Origin of the sequence: Rubrivivax sp. A210 (genome assembly GCF_904426505.1) — a bacterium.
GTDB lineage: Bacteria > Pseudomonadota > Gammaproteobacteria > Burkholderiales > Burkholderiaceae_C > Rubrivivax.
Genome location: NZ_CAJGBN010000034.1, coordinates 298,127 through 315,322, shown reverse-complemented (window position 1 = coordinate 315,322; position 17,196 = coordinate 298,127). Strand labels below are relative to the sequence as shown.

General features: G+C 71.2%; 18 protein-coding genes and 1 tRNA gene. 10 read left to right on the top strand and 9 right to left on the bottom strand.

The features are described from left to right. Nucleotides 1-540, top strand: a complete 540-nt coding sequence (locus tag JMV16_RS17555; protein WP_201495575.1) for a 4Fe-4S dicluster domain-containing protein — start codon at nt 1-3, stop codon at nt 538-540. Nucleotides 541-551: 11 nt separating this feature from the next. After that, the gene (gene nrfD / locus JMV16_RS17550) at nt 552-1,604 is read left to right on the top strand and encodes an NrfD/PsrC family molybdoenzyme membrane anchor subunit (protein ID WP_201495574.1); all 1,053 of its coding nucleotides are present in this window, start codon (nt 552-554) and stop codon (nt 1,602-1,604) included. 25 nt (nt 1,605-1,629) lie between these two features. Here the strand turns inward: nrfD and JMV16_RS17545 are convergent, their stop codons facing one another. Next, a complete protein-coding gene (locus JMV16_RS17545; protein ID WP_201495573.1) occupies nt 1,630-1,803 on the bottom strand; it encodes a hypothetical protein in 174 nt (57 codons plus the stop codon). A 96-nt stretch (nt 1,804-1,899) separates the two neighbouring features. On the opposite strand from JMV16_RS17545, the gene JMV16_RS17540 reads away from it, so the two are divergent. Both JMV16_RS17540 and JMV16_RS17535 read left to right on the top strand, forming a co-directional pair. Further along, nucleotides 1,900-2,448: a YeeE/YedE thiosulfate transporter family protein gene (locus tag JMV16_RS17540; protein WP_201495572.1), complete on the top strand. Its 549-nt coding sequence runs from the start codon at nt 1,900-1,902 to the stop codon at nt 2,446-2,448. Beyond that, nucleotides 2,448-3,044, top strand: a complete 597-nt coding sequence (locus tag JMV16_RS17535) for a DUF6691 family protein (RefSeq protein WP_201495571.1) — start codon at nt 2,448-2,450, stop codon at nt 3,042-3,044. The genes JMV16_RS17540 and JMV16_RS17535 overlap by 1 nt, the downstream gene beginning before the upstream one ends. Here JMV16_RS17535 and JMV16_RS17530 read toward each other — a convergent pair. The 5 genes from JMV16_RS17530 to JMV16_RS17510 all read right to left on the bottom strand — a co-directional run bounded on the left by JMV16_RS17530 (nt 3,019) and on the right by JMV16_RS17510 (nt 7,928). Further along, complete coding sequence (locus tag JMV16_RS17530) at nt 3,019-3,738, bottom strand: ABC transporter ATP-binding protein (protein WP_236580579.1); 720 nt, start codon at nt 3,736-3,738, stop codon at nt 3,019-3,021. The two genes, JMV16_RS17535 and JMV16_RS17530, sit on opposite strands and share 26 nt — an antisense overlap. 80 nt (nt 3,739-3,818) lie before the next feature. Further along, complete coding sequence (locus JMV16_RS17525) at nt 3,819-5,012, bottom strand: ABC transporter permease (RefSeq protein WP_201495570.1); 1,194 nt, start codon at nt 5,010-5,012, stop codon at nt 3,819-3,821. 27 nt (nt 5,013-5,039) lie between these two features. Beyond that, on the bottom strand, nt 5,040-6,185 hold the full coding sequence (locus JMV16_RS17520; protein WP_201495569.1) for an efflux RND transporter periplasmic adaptor subunit: 1,146 nt from the start codon (nt 6,183-6,185) through the stop codon (nt 5,040-5,042). A 79-nt stretch (nt 6,186-6,264) separates the two neighbouring features. Then, nucleotides 6,265-7,644, bottom strand: coding sequence for a rhodanese-like domain-containing protein (locus tag JMV16_RS17515; RefSeq protein WP_201495568.1), 1,380 nt, complete (start codon nt 7,642-7,644; stop codon nt 6,265-6,267). A 208-nt stretch (nt 7,645-7,852) separates the two neighbouring features. Next, nucleotides 7,853-7,928: transfer RNA gene (locus JMV16_RS17510), tRNA-Thr, on the bottom strand. A gap of 84 nt (nt 7,929-8,012) precedes the next feature. Between JMV16_RS17510 and JMV16_RS17505 the strand changes: the two genes are divergently transcribed. The 3 genes from JMV16_RS17505 to JMV16_RS17495 all read left to right on the top strand — a co-directional run bounded on the left by JMV16_RS17505 (nt 8,013) and on the right by JMV16_RS17495 (nt 10,686). Further along, nucleotides 8,013-8,393: a VanZ family protein gene (locus tag JMV16_RS17505; protein ID WP_236580578.1), complete on the top strand. Its 381-nt coding sequence runs from the start codon at nt 8,013-8,015 to the stop codon at nt 8,391-8,393. An 84-nt stretch (nt 8,394-8,477) separates the two neighbouring features. Next, nucleotides 8,478-9,488: a hypothetical protein gene (locus tag JMV16_RS17500; protein WP_201495567.1), complete on the top strand. Its 1,011-nt coding sequence runs from the start codon at nt 8,478-8,480 to the stop codon at nt 9,486-9,488. Nucleotides 9,489-9,759: 271 nt separating this feature from the next. Continuing rightward, nucleotides 9,760-10,686, top strand: a complete 927-nt coding sequence (locus tag JMV16_RS17495; RefSeq protein ID WP_201495566.1) for a tRNA dihydrouridine synthase — start codon at nt 9,760-9,762, stop codon at nt 10,684-10,686. 9 nt (nt 10,687-10,695) lie between these two features. Here JMV16_RS17495 and JMV16_RS17490 read toward each other — a convergent pair whose 3' ends face one another. Both JMV16_RS17490 and pedF read right to left on the bottom strand, forming a co-directional pair. Further along, nucleotides 10,696-11,544 carry a substrate-binding periplasmic protein gene (locus JMV16_RS17490; protein ID WP_236580577.1) on the bottom strand — a complete coding sequence of 283 codons (849 nt, stop codon included), beginning with the start codon at nt 11,542-11,544 and terminating at the stop codon, nt 10,696-10,698. Beyond that, nucleotides 11,541-12,020 (bottom strand): cytochrome c-550 PedF, encoded by a 480-nt coding sequence (gene pedF / locus JMV16_RS17485; RefSeq protein ID WP_201495564.1) that lies wholly within the window; start codon nt 12,018-12,020, stop codon nt 11,541-11,543. Before pedF ends, JMV16_RS17490 begins: the two co-directional genes overlap by 4 nt. Nucleotides 12,021-12,330: 310 nt before the next feature. Here pedF and JMV16_RS17480 point away from each other — a divergent pair, with 310 nt between their 5' ends. Beyond that, on the top strand, nt 12,331-14,424 hold the full coding sequence (locus JMV16_RS17480; RefSeq protein WP_236580576.1) for a sigma-54-dependent Fis family transcriptional regulator: 2,094 nt from the start codon (nt 12,331-12,333) through the stop codon (nt 14,422-14,424). A gap of 18 nt (nt 14,425-14,442) precedes the next feature. Here the strand turns inward: JMV16_RS17480 and JMV16_RS17475 are convergent, their stop codons facing one another. Further along, nucleotides 14,443-15,345: a hypothetical protein gene (locus JMV16_RS17475; protein WP_201495563.1), complete on the bottom strand. Its 903-nt coding sequence runs from the start codon at nt 15,343-15,345 to the stop codon at nt 14,443-14,445. Between the two features lie 308 nt (nt 15,346-15,653). Between JMV16_RS17475 and JMV16_RS17470 the strand changes: the two genes are divergently transcribed. Both JMV16_RS17470 and JMV16_RS17465 read left to right on the top strand, forming a co-directional pair. Then, nucleotides 15,654-16,442, top strand: coding sequence for an MBL fold metallo-hydrolase (locus JMV16_RS17470; RefSeq protein ID WP_201495562.1), 789 nt, complete (start codon nt 15,654-15,656; stop codon nt 16,440-16,442). Nucleotides 16,443-16,444: 2 nt separating this feature from the next. After that, the gene (locus JMV16_RS17465) at nt 16,445-17,191 is read left to right on the top strand and encodes an ABC transporter ATP-binding protein (RefSeq protein WP_411565045.1); all 747 of its coding nucleotides are present in this window, start codon (nt 16,445-16,447) and stop codon (nt 17,189-17,191) included. Nucleotides 17,192-17,196 lie beyond the last annotated feature (5 nt).

The window sequence follows — 17,196 nt, the reverse complement described above, 5'->3', positions numbered from 1 at the left end:
ATGGCTCGCTTCGGAATGGTGATCGACACCCGCCAGTGCGTGGGCTGCATGGACTGCGTGGTGGCCTGTCAGACCGAGAACGACGTGCCCCAGGGCTATTGCCGCGACTGGATCGTCAGCGAGCTGCGCGGCAGCTTTCCGACGCTGAGCATGGAGATCCGCTCCGAGCGCTGCAACCACTGCGACAACCCGCCCTGCGTGGCCTGCTGCCCCACCGGCGCCAGCCATGTCGCCGAGCCCGGCCGCGTGGTGCTGGTGACGCCCGAGAAGTGCATAGGCTGCAAGGCCTGCATCGCCGCCTGCCCCTATGGCGCGCGCTACGTCCACCCCGAGGGCTACGTCGACAAGTGCAGCTTCTGCCACCACCGGACAAAGGACGGCGTGGACCCGGCCTGCGTGTCGGTGTGCCCGACGCGGGCCCTGCACTTCGGCGATCTCGACGATCCACGCAGCGCCGTGAGTGAATTGCTGCGAACGCGGCGCCACCGCACCCTGCTGCCCGAGGCCGGCACGCGGCCGCGCATCTTCTACCTGGGTTGAGGAGAACGGCCATGCTCGAAATCACAAGCTCCAGGCACAACCCGCTCATCGATCCGCAGCTCGCGATCTGGAGCTGGGAGATCCCGATCTACCTCTTTCTGGGCGGCGCCGTCGCCGGCATGATGGTGCTGGGCGGTGTGGCCCTGCTGCGCGCGGCGCGCGGCGACGACGGCCGCAGCTTCTTCTCGATGCACACGCCGCTGTTGGGCTTTGTGCTGATGAACGTCGGCATGCTGGCCCTGCTGCTGGACCTGGCGCACCGGATGCAGGTCTGGCGCATCTACACCAGCTTCCAGCCGACCTCGCCGATGTCCTGGGGCTCCTGGGTGCTGATCCTGGTCTATGGCGTGCTGCTGGCCTCGGCCCTGGTGCGCCTGCCCGAGACCTGGCCCTGGCTGGCCGATCGCGTGCCGGCCGTGCGGCGCGGGTCGCAGGCCCTGGTTGACAGCCCGGCGGCGCTGCGCGCGCTGGCCCTGGCCAATATCGGCCTCGGCGTGGGCCTGGGCATCTACACCGGCATCCTGCTCGACACCCTGGTGGCCAGGCCGCTGTGGAACAGCGCCATCCTCGGGCCCTTGTTCCTGTTCTCTGGGCTTTCGGCGGGGGCGGCGATGGTGCATCTGCTGGCGGTGCTGATGCTGGGGCGACCGGCGTCAACGGGCCTGGTGGGCGGCGCGCTGGCCTCGCTGCTGCAGCCGGTGGCCGCCGTGCGGCCGGAGCGGCAGCAGGCCGACGCGCTGATCCGCGCCGACATCCTGTTCCTGGCCATCGAGCTGCTGCTCATAGGCCTGCTGGTGGTCAACCTTCACACCAGCTCGGCCTCGCACGCGGCGGCAGCCGGGCTCATCATGAGCGGCGCCTATGCGCTGCCCTTCTGGGGTGGCGTGGTCGGCCTGGGCATCGTGCTGCCCATCGCCTGGCAGGCGCTGGAACTGGCGCACAAGCTGCCACACACCGTGGTGCCGGCCCTGCTGGTGATGGCCGGCGGCTACACCCTGCGCTGGGTGATGGTGGGTGCCGGGCAGGCGAGCGAGATCCTGCCGGTGCTGAGCCTGGCCCCGTGATGGCCACGGGGCTGCGGCGGGCGGGTCAGCAACCGCCCTTCTTTTCCTTCTTCTTCATCGCCGCCGAGGCGGGGGCCGAGGCGGCCTTGGCCGACTTGGCGGCCTTCTCGGCGGGCTTGGCGGGCGCATCGGCGGCATGGGCGGCAGTGCCGGCCAGCGCGAACAGGGTCACGGTGAGAGCGGTCGCGAAACGGATCATGGGTCACTCCTGGTTGGGGTTTGGCGTGCCGGCGTCCCGTGGGCGGCGGCTGCAAGTGCGGCGCGAGGATAGCAAAGCAGGCATGAAAGGACGGTCATGAACACCTTGGCTTACAGGTCCACGGTCGCGCCGCGTGCTGCGCCTGCCGCCTTTCTCAACCCCTATCTGGCTGGCTTTCTGCTCGGCTTGGTGCTGCTGGCGAGCTATCTGCTCACCGGCCGCGGCCTCGGCGCCAGCGCCGGCTTCGCGGCGCTGGCGACGGCGCTCACGGGCTGGGTGGCGCCGGCCGAGGTGCAGGCCAGCGCGGTACACCTGAAGTACTGGAACGAGGGCGAGCCGCTGCTGAACTGGACGCTGTTCCTGCTGCTGGGCGCGCTGGCGGGCGCCGCGCTCTCGGGCTGGCAGGCGCGGCGCTTCAAGCTCTGCATCGAGCGCGGGCCGCGCATAGCCGACGGCCAGCGCCTGGCCCTGGCCTTGGTCGGCGGCTTCGTCGCCGCCTGGGGCGCCAAACTGGCCAAAGGCTGTACCAGCGGCCAGGCGCTGACGGGCGGCGCCATGCTCAATGTCGGCAGCCTGGTCTTCATGGCCGCGGTCTTCGCGGCCGCCTTCGGCCTCGCGTATTTCGTGCGGAAAGCGTGGCTGTGATGTTGCCGCTGAGTTCGACCATGGAGTTCTCGCCGGTGGCCGAACTGGCCATCGCCCTGCTGCTGGGCCTGGGCTTCGGCGCCGCACTCGAACGCGCCGGCTTCGGCAGCGCGCGCAAGCTCACGGCCGTGTTCTACCTCTACGACATGGCGGTCGTGAAGGTGATGTTCTCGGCCGTGGTGACGGCGCTGACGGGCCTGACCCTGCTGGCCGCGGCCGGTGCGCTGGACCTGTCCCAGCTCTACCTGGAACCGACGAACTACGCGGCCCAGCTGATCGGCGGCCTGCTCTTCGGCGCCGGCTTCGTGGTTGGCGGCTATTGCCCGGGCACGGCGGTTGCTGCCATCGCCACCGGCCGCAAGGACGCGCTGGCCTTCGCGGCAGGCATGCTGGCCGGGGTCTGGGCTTATGCCCAGTTCACGCCCGGCCTCGACGCCTGGGTCAAGGCCGGCGCCACCGGCGAGCTGACCCTGCCGGACGTCAGCGGCATCGCCATGGGCTGGTGGACGCTGGCCTTCATGGCCCTGCTCGCCTTCGGCGCCTGGGGCATGGCGCGGCTGGAGGCTCGCTTCAGGGGCTGGCGGCCGCGGGATTAGCGGCGGCACGGCGTTCGGCCTGGCCCAGCCGCCCGTCGTCGAGGTGGTAGACGGTGTCGAAGCCCTCGATCATCCGGTGGTCGTGGGTCACCGCGATCACCGCCGAGCGGCGTTCGCGGGCGATCTTGCGCAGCATCGCCATGACCTTGCTGCCGCGCTCGGTGTCCAGCGCCGCAGTGGGCTCGTCGGCCAGGATCAGCGCCGGCTCGTTGGCCAGCGCTCGGCCAATGGCCACGCGCTGCTGCTCGCCACCCGACAGGCGCGCCGGCAGCGCGTCGGCGCGGTGGGCGATCTCCAGGTAGCCGAGCAGGTCCAGCGCGCGCCGCCGGGCCTCGCGCCGGCTCACGCCATTGATCTGCAGCATCAGCGCCACGTTCTCCTGCGCGGTGAGAAAGGGGATGAGGTTGTGCTGCTGGAAAACGAAGCCGATGTGGCGGCGGCGAAAGGCGCGCACGTCGATGGCGGTCGGGCCATCGTCGTAGAGCGTCTGGCCGGCGATGACGATGCGCCCGCGCGTGGGCGGCTGGATCAGGCTGATGGCCAGCAGCAGCGTGCTCTTGCCCGACCCACTGGGGCCCAGCAGGGCCACCAGCTCGCCGGCGGCTATGGCCAGGCTGGCGGGCTTGAGCGCCTGCACGGCCAGCTCGCCCTCGCCGAAGGTCTGCGACACCGCGTGGATCTCGACGACGGCCACCTCAGTTCCGCCCGGCCGTTCCGAAGGTACCGAGAGCCCCCCACGGGGCAGCGAACGAAGTGAAGCGTGGGGGCTTCATTTCAGCCGCCCAGTGCCAGCTGGGCCGGCGTGCGCAGCGCGTGCCACACCGCCATCAGGCTGGCCAGCACGCCGCCGGCCAGCATCACCGCGAAAGTGATGGCGGTCTCGGGCGCGACGAAGGCCAGGGTGCGCGGGAAGCCCGGCGCGATCAGCTCGCGCAGGGCATAAGCGAGGGCGAAGCTGGCCAGCGTGAGCAACAACGACTGCGTCATGATCAGCCGCACGATGAGCCCGTTGGGCGCACCGATCAGCTTGAGCGTGGCGATGGACCGTATCTTTTCGATCGTCAGCACATAAACGATGAGGGCGATGATGACGATGGAGACCAGCACCAGCAACGTGCGGAACAAGCCCAGCACGGCCGACATCCGCGCCAGCTTGCCGTCCAGCATGAGGGCACGTTCCTCGGCGCTGGTGTAGACGTCGAGGTAGAGCCAGTCGCGGATGTGGCGCGCCACGGCCGCGCCATCGGCGCCCGGGGCCAGGCGCACCAGCACGGCATTGATGCTGTTGCCGCTGGTGGCCAGCAGCGGCAACAGGCGGGCGGCCTGCTCGGCATTGGAGCCGGCGCGCTCCAGCCGCTGCAGATTGGCCGCGGTGGCGGTCTGAAGGGCGCGCGGGTCCTGCTCGAACTGCACCTTCTGCGCATCGGCCAGCGCGAGATAGACCAGCGGGTTGCCGCCCGCATCGACCGCGCCCTGCGTGAGCCCGACCACGGTGTAGGCGTCACTGCCCAGGTCGACACGCTCGCCCAGGCGCAGACCGAGCTTGGCGTCGGCCACCAGCTCATAGTGCGGTGCGGCGATGGCGCGGCCCTGGGCCAGGCGGCCGGGGCCGCCCTGGCCGCCGAAGATGTCGTAGCCGACGAGGGTGAACTGCTGCTCGCGGCCGGCGATGGGGCGCTGCGCCGTGTACAGGGCCAGCGGGCTGGCGCGCGCCACGCCGGGCGTGGCGGCCACACTCTTCCAACTGTCCTGCGGCAGGCGCGAGGGTTCGTTGAAGGGGCCGCCGCGCCCGCGCTCCACCACCCACAGGTCGGTGGCCGTGTTCTCGATGAGCCAGACTCCGTCCTGGATATTGCCCTGGTAGATGCCGTTCATCACCAGCACGATGGCCAGCAGCAGGGCCACGCCGACGATGGTGGACAGGAACTTGCCCAGGTGGCGCCGGATGTCCTTGAGCGCGAGTTCCATGGCTGCCGTGCCGCTGCGCCGCGTGCTTCAGCGCTGGGGCGCTGCGGCCTGCACACGCTGGCCTTCGGCCACGCCGGCGGCCACGGCGACGACCGTCTGGCCCGCCCTCAGGCCCTGGCGCACGAGTACATGCTGCGCGTCGGCGGCGCCGGTCTCGACCGCCTGGAAACGGGCGGCCCCGTCCAGCACCAGCCACACACCCTGGTGGCCCGCGCGGTCGCGCGCCAGCGCCGCCAGCGGCACGCGCAGGCCGCGGTCCTGGCCGACCTCGATGCCGACCTCGGCTTCCTGGTCGATGGCAAAGCGCTGCGGCGGGTTGTCGAAGGCGACGTCGACCTCGAGCTCGCGCGTGGCGGCGTCGGACTGACGGGCGATGCGCGCCACGCGGCCGGCCAGAGTCTCGCCGCTGCGCAGGCGGATGGTGGCCGGCTGGCCGGGCTGGACGCGGCCGACCACGGCCTCGTCGATGCGCGTGGCCACCCACAGCGAGCGCGGGACAACCAGCTTCAGCAGCGGCGAGCCCGGCACCACAGTGCTGCCGGGCTCGGCCGTGCGCTGCACGACGATGGCATCCATGGGCGCGAGCACGCGCGCATGCGAGCGCACGGTGTCGGCCAGGCGCGCCTCCTGCGCCAGCGAGCGCGCATCGGCCGTGCGCGCGGCCAGGGCGGCGCGCGCCGCGTCGACGCCGGCGGCGGCGGCGGCCAAGCCGGCATGGGAAGCGTCCAGCGCCGCGGCCGAGACGAAGCCGCGCGCCAGCAGATCGGCATCGCGTCCGTGCCGGCTGCGCGCCAGCTCCCGTTCGGCCTCGGCCTTGGCCAGCGCTGCGGCGGCGGCCTCGGTGTTGCGCTGCAGCGCCTCCTGTTGGCCGCTGACGACGCCGCGGCGGGCTTCAAGGTCGCGGTCGTCCAGCAGCACCAACAGCTGGCCCTGACGCACGGCGTCGCCCACGTCGGCATTCATCTGCGTCACGCTGGCAGCGATGCGGGCACCCAGCGTCACCGCGACGCGCGCCTGCACCGTGCCCGGGCCCGTCACGCGCACCGCCACCGTGCCCTCGGCCACCGTGGCCAGCGGCCTTTCGATGGCGCGGCCATGGCGCCAGGCCGCGGCACCGGCGGCAGCAAGGACCACCAGGCCGGCCGCCGCCGTCCACAGCAGGCGCCGCCGCATCAGGCCGCCACCCTGGGGGCGGGCGGCGCGGGCTCGGGACGGCAGGGCGGCTTGGGCATGATGGAGGGGTGACTGGCGCTCAGCTCTTGAGCTTCAGCACGCCCTTCTTGTCGATGGACAGGTCGGCCTTGACGAAGCCCACGTCATAGCCGGCGGCCTTGAGCTTGTGGTACGCCATCTCGGCGCGCACGCCGGTCGAGCAATGGGTGATGATGCGCTTGCCCTTGGGGATTTCGGCCATGCGCGCGGCAATTTCCTCGTCGGGGATGAGCATCGCGCCGTTGATCATGCCGGCATTGGCCTCGTCAGTGTTGCGCACGTCGAGGATCAGCACGTTGGCGGGCGTGGCGGCGGCGAGCTTCTTGAACTCCTCCACCGCGATCTCGCCGGGGCGCGGCTTGGGCACGTAGGCCACCGTCGTGACGGGCACGCCGGCCACGGTGGTGTAGCCCAGGCGGGTCCAGGCCTCCAGGCCGCCCGGCACGACGTTGACCAGCGGATAGCCGGCGGCCGTGATCTGGCGTGCCAGCGCCTGCGCCGCCTTGCCATCGCCACCGTCATAGACCATGAAGGGCGGCTTCAGCGCCTTGGCCGGGAACTGCTTCAGCGCCGCCTTGATCTGCTCCGGCGTGATGGCCACTGCGCCGGGGATGTGGCCGCGTGCCATCTCGAGCGCGGGGCGGGCGTCGATCAGCACATGCGGAATGCCCTTGTCGATCCAGGCTTCCTTCAGGAACTGTGGTGCGAGGCTGCCGACGTTCTTCTCGGTCCACTCGGGCCAGCCCTCGCGGTAGACGCGCACCTTGGTGTAGCCCATCTTTTCGGCGCGCCGCAGCGAGCTCGGGCTCATCATGCAGGTGACACCCTGGCAGAAGAAGATCAGCAGCTTGTCCTTGTCCTTGGGCAGGCGGTCGAGGAACTTGTCAAAGGCCGGATAGGGCAGGTTGATGGAGCCGGGGATGGTGCCTTCCTGGAAGCGCGGCAGCGGGCGCGAATCGACCAGGGTGTAGCCGCCGGCAGCCGGCCCGGCAGCCACCAGGCGCTCGATCTCGGGGTAGAACACCAGCTTGTCCTGGGCGATGTCGATGGGGCCCTTGAACTCGATCAGGCTCGCGGTCTTGACGCCATCCTTCTCGGTGTACTCGATGCGCGCCTCGTGGCCCTTCTTGACCTCGCGCAGGTGCTCGGCCGTCTTGGCCACGCCGGCATCGACGACCTTGATCGTCTTGGGGTCGAAGCGCACGATCTCGGTGGCCGTGACCAGGCCGAGCTGGATGGACTGCGACTTGAAGGCCACGTTGTCAAAGTAGCCCCGTATCACGTCGGCCTGGGCCTTGTGGCAAGAGGTGCAGACAGCCGGCATTGCCGGCTTGGCGGCTGGCGCCTGTGCTCTTGCCGCCGGCAGCAGCACCAGGGCAGTGGTGAGGGCGCCAAGGGCCACTCGAATCTTGCGTTTCATGACGACTCCCGGTCAGGCGTGCCGGGCGGGCGGGCTCAGGATCGAGCCCTCGCTCGGTGACGCAGGCCTCCAGTGGATCATTACCCCCAAGGGTATGACTTGACCTGCAACAAGTCTTGCCAAGACAGCCCGACTGGGACGCTGTTACGCGGCCCCAAAAAACAAAGGGCCTAGCCGAAGCCAAGCCCTTGTTTTTACTGCTATTTTCTGGTGCCGGTGGCCGGAATCGAACTGGCGACCTTCGCATTACGAATGCGCTGCTCTACCAACTGAGCTACACCGGCGCAAGACCCGCGGCGCTTGCCAGCACCTGAGGTCAGAACAGCCCAAGATTCTACACAGAGATGCGACTGCGCCAAAATTGGCCCATGCCGACATTGCAAGTCTTATTGCACGATCCGGCCTGGCGCAGGCCCTGGCGGGTGCTGCTGCTGGCCTTGCTGATGGCCGTCTCCTGGCTGGCCTTCATGCCCCATCCGCCCGACAACCAGTTGCCGCAGGGGGACAAGATCAACCACTTGCTGGCCTTTGCCACGCTGGCGGCCGTCGCCTGCCTGGGATTGACGCCGGCGCGCAGGCAGGCAGTCGCCGCGGCAGCGGGCTTGCTGGCCTATGGCGGCTTCATCGAACTGGTGCAGACACAACTGCCCGGACGCAGCGGCGAATGGCCCGACCTGCTGGCTGATGGCGCCGGCATCGCGCTCGGGCTGGCCGCGGCGGCGGCGTTGCGGCATTTGAAGCGGCCCTGATACTGGCTCATCTTCTGAGCCACCGGGGCGCGAGACTGTCTCCACGACGCCGGGCATGCCGCCCGGGGCGCACCGGAGACGACGATGAACCAGGTTGCCCTGCCCTTGCCGCTGCCCCACCCTGCCCCCGTGGTCGCCGACCGTGCCGGCTTCGACATCGGCTGGGACCACGCCCACCTTGGCCTCGTGCCTGCGGCCGGGCTGCTGCAGCAGGGCGGCGCGGTCTGCCAGGGCTGGATGGCCGGCAAGGCCGTGTTCGGCCGCCGCGTGCCGGCCTCGTCGCGCGCCACGAGGCAGTGGCTGCAGCTGCGCCTGCGCGCCTGGCAAGAAGCCGCGACGCTCGACGCCGACGAGGTCACGCCCGAGGTCGTGGCGCGGCTGCAGGCCACGCATTGCCCGGTGCTGCGCCTGCCACTGGGGGGCGCCGCGAACCAGCCCGATGCCGCGGTGATCGAGCCGCTGGCGCCGGCCGCGGCCTGGGCAGCGGGCCGCCTGGCCACGCTCAGCCGGCGTGCCGCCAAGGCTTGGGACGGGCTCGATGTCGATGCGCTGTGGCGCCGCGCACGCGCCGCACAGCTGGGCTGCACCGAGGTGGACGGGCTCGATGCCGGCGCCTGGTGGCGCCTCACCGCGCTGCGCGCCTTCGCCACGCCGCTGCACTTTGCCACCGCCACGCGCCTGCCGCTGGCCTTGCTGCCGCCGCCCGGGGTTGAGCTGTGCAACCCGGTGCAGCGCCTGCAGCTGAGGGTGACCTCCCTGTTCCTGAAGCCCGGCTGGGCGGCGCGCTGCCGCGGCCTGGCCGAGCGCCTGCCCGAGCAGGCGCTGCGCCACGACTTCCTCTTCTTCGTCGGCGCGCTGACGCCTCGCGTGCTCGAGGCCGGCAGCGACCCGCACACGTTGGGCCAGGCTCTCGAAGACGCCTGGCTGCTCGAGCGCGTCCAGCGGCGCTGGCAGCACTTCGTGCTCAGCCTGGGCGAGGTGCGCTGCGCGGCACTGCTGCAGGAAATGGCCGATCAGGGGCGAGCCGCCACGCCGGCGCCGCTGCGTCGCCCGGCCGCGCTCAGGATCAGCCAACCTGAGCTTTTGGCGGCCTGATCGGCGGCGCAAGACCGGGCCAGGCCTTGCGGAAGCCCCAAAAGGCACACCCGCCGCGGTTTGGGCCGGGGCGGGTGGCGGGGGGTACTTCAGGCGCCGGGCACGGGTTCCGGTATTCCGCCCAGTGTTGCGGTCGGTTCTCGCCTGTCGTGGGATGTACTGTGCCAGCGTGGCGGCGGCGCGTCGCGCCGAAAAGGGCGGCGCTTGCATGCCAATTCGCAGCCCGGTTCATACGCCGATTCATACGCCGGGGCTCGGGCATCATGGCGCCATGCGCATCCTGCTCGCCCCGATGGAGGGCCTTCTCGACCACAGCCTGCGCGACGCCCTCACGCGGGTGGGCGGCATCGATCACTGCGTCTCGGAGTTCATCCGCGTCACCGACCAGTTGCTGCCCGAGCGCGTGTTCACGCGCATCGTGCCCGAGCTGCTGAACGGCGGTCGCACCGCCGCCGGCACGCCGGTGCGCGGGCAGTTGCTGGGCAGCGACCCGGCTTGCCTGGCCGACAACGCGGCGCGGCTGGCCTCGCTGGGAACGGGCGGGGTCGACCTCAATTTCGGCTGCCCGGCAGCCATCGTCAATCGCCACCGCGGCGGTGCCGTGCTGCTTGACGAGCCGGAACTGGTACACGCCATCGTCGTCGCCGTGCGCCGCGCGGTGCCGCCGGCGCAGCCGGTGACGGCCAAGATGCGCATCGGCAATCGCGACGAATCGCGCATGCTGGACTGCGCGCGGGCCATCGAGAGCGCCGGCGCGGCCGAGTTGGTGGTCCATGCGCGCACCAAGGTCCAGGGCTACCGGCCGCCAGCTTACTGGGACCGCATCGCCGCCATCCGCGCCGCAGTGGCGATGCCGGTGGTGGCCAACGGCGAGATCTGGACCGCCGGCGACGCCCGCCGCTGCCGTGCCGAGAGCGGCTGTGACGCGCTGATGCTGGGCCGCGGCATCGTGGCCGACCCCGGCCTGGCGCTGGCGCTGCGGGGCGCCGCGGTGCCGTCATGGAGCGAACTGCTGCCGGTGCTGGCGCACTTCTGGCAGCGCATCGCCGGCCATGTGGCGCCGCGCCACCGTGCCGGGCGCCTGAAGCAATGGCTCAATCTGCTGCGCCGCCGCCACCCCGAGGCCCAGGCGGCCTACGACATGGTTCGCACCGTCAACGATCCGCGAGCGGTGGGCGCGCTGCTTTTCGGCAGCTGAGCCTGCCGTTCAGGGTGTACGCCAGCGCACGCCGCCCTTGGCGAACATCTCCTTGAGGCTGCCGGCGGCGGCCAGTTCGTTGAGCGCGCCCTGCAGCGCATGGGCCAGATCGGTGGCGTCTTTCTTGACCGCCATGCCCACCACCCAGCCATTGCGAGCCTGCGGCAGCGGCAGCGGCTCGATCACGAAGCGCTCGTCGCGGCCCAGCACCGATTCCAGCTCCGAACCCTGGCCCGCGGCGGCGACGACCTCGCCACGCTGCAGCGCGGCCGCGGCCTCGGCGCCATCCTTCCAGCGGGTCTTGAGCTGGTCGCGGTAACGGCCACCATCGGCGCCCAGCAGCAGCCAGCCGGCCAGCGAAAGTCCGGGCACGGCCACCGCGCCCTGGCCCAGCGCCTCGAGCGAGGGCAGATCGGGCAACTTGCTGCGGTCGCGCGCCAGCATCACCTGTTCGCGGTAATAGGGGCCAAAGATCTGCACGCGCGGATTGGCCGCCATCAGCGGACGGTCCACCGGAACATGCAGCAGCACGTCGGCCGGGCCGTAGCCCAGGTAGTGGCCGCGCCAGACCATGTTGCGCAGGTCGTCGTCCATGTTCTCGCCGGCCGGAAAGGCCAGCGGCGAGAACTCGACCCCCAGCTTGGCGGCCAGCGCGCGGGCCAGCTCGACGTCGATGCCCTTGCCGTCGGCATGGAAGGGCGGCATGGCCTGGTAGAGACCCACGCTCAGGCGCCCGCGCCGCTTCACCCTGGCCAGCGCCGACAACTCCTCCTGCGCCGAGGCCGCGCCGACCCCGGCACAGCCCAGGGCCGCGGCGGCCAGCCAGCGGCGCCGTGAACCGTCGCAGGCGCGGCTCACAGCGGCTTCTCGCGCCGCGTTTCGAGATAGGCCTTGATGGCCCACACCGCTTCCTGGTTGAGCACGGCCTCAAACGGCGGCATGTAGACGGCGCCATTGCGCGTGCGCCCGCGCCGCACGGTGGTGGCAAAGAATTCGTCCATCTCTTTCACGCAGGCCGCCTTCTTCTTCTCGTCCTTCTGGGTCGCGCAATCGTTGTCCAGGCGCCGCAGGTCGGGGGCAATGCCGCCCGACACCGCTTCCAGGCCGTGGCAGCGCGCGCAGTTCTGGTTGTAGGCCGAGGTGCCCACCTTCACCGCTCCCTGGTGGGCGCGGTAGGGGTTCTCGCCGCGCCAGTCGGCGCCCAGCGTCGGCAAATCCTTGGTGTCGACAGCCTGGGGCGTGACATCGCCATGGGCGCAGGCAGCACCGGCCAGCAGGGCCGTGAGCAGCCCGGCGAGGGCGTGGCGGGCAAGACGGGAGGTGGGGGCCAACATGTTTGTCTCCTGGGACCGGGGTTGAAATCCTGGTGCCGGCTTTTGGAAGCGGGCGATACTCCCCTTACCGCAAGCCGCGTGCCAATCGCCCCAGGCCCCGAACCGGCCGCCGGGGACGGTTCGGGACTAGCAACTTCGCTTAGCATTCGCGCCGCCGCTGGGCCTGACTGTTGTGATTTGGAGCAATTCGCGGGCGCATCGGGTAACCAAGAAGTAGCAAGTTGGCCAGGGACAAGATAAGTTAGCGCTATAAGTTGACGCTGCAGCCCGCCGCAGAGCGGGCTTAAACGATTCCCCAGGAGACCCCAGCATGCGCATGCCTGCCTACGCCAGGCCACCCCAGCCCGGCGCCGAGCGCCCGGCCGCCGGTGCGGCCGCGCCGTCGTCGCCCGGCGACCCGGCGCACACCGACGCCATCGTGCAGTCGCACGAACGCAGCGCCGCACTGGGGGTCTCGCGCATCGACCGCCCCGACCACTCGCCCATCGGCCGCGCCGACCTGGTGATCAGCCTCGAGCGCAACCGCCGCCTGCATGAGCACGCGGCGCCGGTGATGGAGATGCTGCGCGAACAGATTGCGCGCACCGAGAGCATGGTGCTGCTCACCGACACCGTGGGCACCATCATCCACGCCGTCGGCGACGACGAATTCCTGGATCGCGCCAACAAGGTGGCGCTGCGCCCGGGTGCCAACTGGAGCGAAAGCGCCAAGGGCACAAATGCCATTGGCACGGCCCTGGTCGACGAGCGGCCGATGCTCGTACACGCCGACGAGCACTTCCTGCACGCCAATCACTTTCTCACCTGTTCGGCCGCGCCCATCCTCGACCCGCGCGGCAACATGCTGGGCGTGCTGGACGTCTCGGGCGATTTCCGCAGCTACCACAAGCACACGCTGGCGCTGGTGCGCATGTCGGCGCGCATGATCGAGAACCGCTGGCTCAGCGAAGACTTCAGCCATGCGCTGCGCCTGCACTTCCACAGCCGCGCCGAGTTCATCGGCACGCTCATGGAAGGCATCGTCGCGGTGGGCGAGGATGGCCGCATCATCGGCGCCAACCGCGGCGCACTCGAACAACTGGGCATGAGCGGCGCCGCGCTGCGCATGCAGACCCTGCCCTCGCTCTTCGGCACGACGCTGTCCAACCTGATGGACCACTGCCGCGCCCGTCTGGCCACGCCGATGGCGCTGACCCTGCCCAGCGGGCGCCAGTTCGCCGGTTTCGCGCGTTGCAACTGGCCGATGTGGTCGGCCCCGGGCGAGAGTGGCGAAAGCAACGCGGCGCCCGCACCGGCGCCGGCCGACCGTGGCGAGGCGCGCGCTGAGAGGGCCGAGAAGGCCGCCGAACGCAGCGAGCCCCGCGCCGCGCCCGGCGCCGCCCTGGCCCAGTTGCGCACCGGCGACACCCAGGTCGACACCGTGATCGAGAAGATCCGCCGCGTGCTCGACCGCGACATCCCCATCCTCGTGCTGGGCGAGACCGGCACCGGCAAGGAATTGCTGGCGCGCGCCATCCACACCGATTCGGCGCGCGGCAAGCAACCCTTCGTGGCCGTCAACTGCGCCTCCATCCCCGACAGCCTGATCGAGGCCGAGCTCTTCGGCTACGAGGAAGGCGCCTTCACGGGCGCGCGGCGCAAGGGCGCGCCGGGCAAGATCGTGCAGGCCAACGGCGGCACCGTCTTCCTCGACGAGATCGGCGACATGCCGCTGCCGCTGCAGGCCCACCTGCTGCGCGTGCTGCAGGAGCGCCAGGTCACGCCGCTGGGCAGCGCGCGCTCGGTGGCGGTGGACGTGGCCATCATCTGCGCCACCCACCGCAACCTGCGCGAGATGATGGAGCGCGGCACCTTCCGCGAAGACCTCTACTACCGCCTCAACGGGCTGGCCGTGCGCCTGCCGCCGCTGCGCGAGCGCAGCGACCTGATGCCGCTGGTGCGGCGCATCCTCGACCGCGAGAGCGGCGGCCGCCAACACCACCTGGCGGCTGACGTGGCGACCCTGTTCGAGGGCTATCCCTGGCCGGGCAATGTGCGCCAGCTCTTCCATGTGCTGCGCACCGCCTGCGTGATGGCCGGGCCCGAGGCGGCGATCACGCGGCTGCACCTGCCCGACGACTTTCTTGAGGAAGCCGAGGCCGCCCAGGCCCGCCTGGCCGTGGCGCGCGCAGCCAGCGCCGCCGTGCCCGAGGCCGCGGCAGCGGTGGCGGTGGCCGCCTCGAGCACGACGGCCGCAGCACCTGCGGCCGGCCCCGCCGGAACGCTGGACGACATGGAACTGCAGGCCATCAAGCGCACGCTGGAAGCGGTGGGCGGCAATATCTCCGAGGCCTCCAAGCGCCTGGGCATCAGCCGCAACACCATCTACCGCAAGCTGCGCTGGAACCAGGGCCAGGCCGGCTGAATGCAGTGGGGCGGCAGGTCAGCGGCGCGGCGCGCCGGCCAGGAATTCGTCCTCGGCCTGGCGCCAGGCGCGCTGCCAGTTCAGTGCGTGACGCTCGTGCAGGCCCCAGGCGGCCACGGGCGGGGGTGGCGCCGCGCCGGGGTTTTCTCCGCGGGCGACAGCGGCCTGCGCCTCCTGCCACATCCAGGCCCAGTAGGCGGCTTGGCGCCGGGCCTCGTCCAGGCCGGCGGGCGGGCCTTGTTCGCCGATGAATCGCGTCGCCGACCCGGCACCGTGCAGCCACAGCGGGCCGACGGCAACCAGGCGAACGATCCCGCTGTCGCGGCCGTCGGGCGGCTGGCCCGGCCACATCAAGCCCCAGGCGGCCACGACATCGGCGCCCTGATGACGCCACACCGTGGTGACGCTGCCACCGAGCGCAATCTGGCGCCAGGCAAACGGCCCCCAACGGCCCTGGGTGCCGGTCAGCAGGCGCTCGGGCATGCGCACCGGCGCCGCGCCCAGATCCGCGGCGGCCTCACCCAGCTGATCGCGCAGGCGCTGTTCGCAGACGGCGCACTGCCGCCGCATCGCGGCGCGCACCGCTGCCGTGGCGTACAGGCGAGCCGCGGGCAGGCCGGCGGCGCCAAGAGCCAGCTCGGCGCGGGCGCGCGGAATGGCCACCTCACTCACCGCCAGGCCCAGACGCAGGTGCGCCTGGCAGGCGAGCGCGCGGCCGAAGGCGGGGCTGGGGCCGGCGCCGAGCAGCCAGAGCCGCCCGCCTTGGCGGGCAAGCAGCAGGTTGACGACCTGGCCGCGGTTGTCGCCATCGGCCTTGTCGCCGCGTGCCGGTATCAGCCACAGCGCAGGTGCCAGCGCCACGAAGTCCAGCGCCGGGCCGGGACATTCGGTACCTGGGGCGGCATCTACATCAGCCGCCACACCAAGCGCCATGGCCAGAAGAAGCATCCAGCGCCGGCATATCGCGGGTATTCCCTGTGCCATGCTGTGACGCGCTGTCTCCGGAATGGCACGCGGCCACCGTCGCAATCCGACTGGGAGTGGGGTTGCACCCCTCCCAGCGGCCCTGAGGACAGCGGCCACGCTGGCGGCACACGACTTGCGAGGCTCGACCTCACCCCCCGCGGCCCAGCCCTGGCCGCGGGACGCGGCCGGCCCTGATTGACTATGCATCCACACCGCCTCCCCCTTGCAGCAAACGTGCCGGTCCTGCGACCGCCATGCCGGCCATGAAGGTCGTCATCCTCCGCGGCGGCGCCGTGCAACGCCGCGCCGGTGGCCTGACGCGTGCAGACACTGCCGACAGCGGCGTCTGCGCCGTTGGCGTGGGCGACCAATGGGTGCTGATCAACGTGTCGGCCGCGGTCGCCCACAGCCTGGCCTGCGCCGACCCCAGTGCCGGCTGGCCCGGGCTCAGCGACGCCAAGGTGCGAGCCATTGTGCTCACCGACGCCCAGCTCGAACACGCCGGCGGCCTGCTCGGCCTGCGCCGCGGCGCCCCCATCGATCTCTACGCCACGCCGGCGGTGTTCGAGGACCTGAGCACCCATTTGCCCATCCTGCCCGCGCTGCAGCACTACTGCGGCGTGCATTGGCGGGTGATCCCGGTCTCGGGTGACCAGCGCGTGGGCAGCTTCCAGGTCGAGGGCCTGCCGACGCTGGAGTTCACCGCCATCGCCACCCTCAACCCGCCCTGGCCGCACGCGCTGGAGCAGCGCGCGCCGGTGGTCGGCGAGAGCATCGCACTGGCCGTACACGACCACGCCACCGGCCGCAGCGTGTTCTGCGCCCCCGGTCTCACCATGCCGGGCCCGGATGAGCAGGCCTGGCTGCGCAACAGCGATTGCGTGCTGCTCGACGAGCCCGACCCGGCCACCGCGGCGCGCCTGGGCTGGGGGGAATGGCTGGACCAGCTGCCGGCACGGCACAAGGTCGTGCTGGCGCGCGACGCCGAGGCGCCGTGGCTGGCCGGCCGCGGCATCGCGCTGGCCCGCGACGGCATGGAGATCGAGCTTTGAGCGTGGCCAGCCTGGTGGCCGAGGGCATCGTCAAGCGCTACGGCCAGCGCGCAGCCCTCGACGGCGTCAGCCTGACCCTGCCACGCGGTCAATGGGTGGCCTTGCTGGGGCCCAATGGCGCCGGCAAGAGCACGCTGTTTGCGGTGCTGACCGGCCTGTTCGCCGCCGACGCCGGCAGCGTCCAGGTGGCCGGCCACGACATGAGACGCCACCCGGCGCTGGCACTGCGCGAATTGGGCGTGGTCTACCAGCAGAGCGCGCTTGACCTCGATCTTTCGGTCGAACGCAACCTGCGCTTCCACGCCGCGCTGCATGGCATGCCGGGGCCGCTGGCGCGCGAGCGCATGGACGCCGCGCTGCAGCGACACGGCATCGCGGCCGACCGCCAACGCGCCGTGCGCGAACTCTCCGGCGGCAACCGACGCAAGGTGGAACTGGCGCGCGCCCTGCTGCACGACCCGGCCCTGCTGCTGATGGACGAGCCCACCGTGGGCCTGGACCCGCGCTCGCGCCACGAACTGCTGGACGCCACCGCCGAGCGCGTGCGCCAGCAGGGCACGGCCGTGCTCTGGGCCACCCACCTGGTTGAAGAGGCCGAGCGCGCCGACCGCGTGCTGGTGCTCTACCGCGGCAAGCTGCTGGCCGACGGCAGCCCGGCCGAGGTGGCCACTGCGCTGGGCGGCGGCACGCTGGAGCAAGCCTTTTTGCGCGCCACCGCGGCCGTCCGCCCTGCAGCGGCGGCGGCATAAAACAA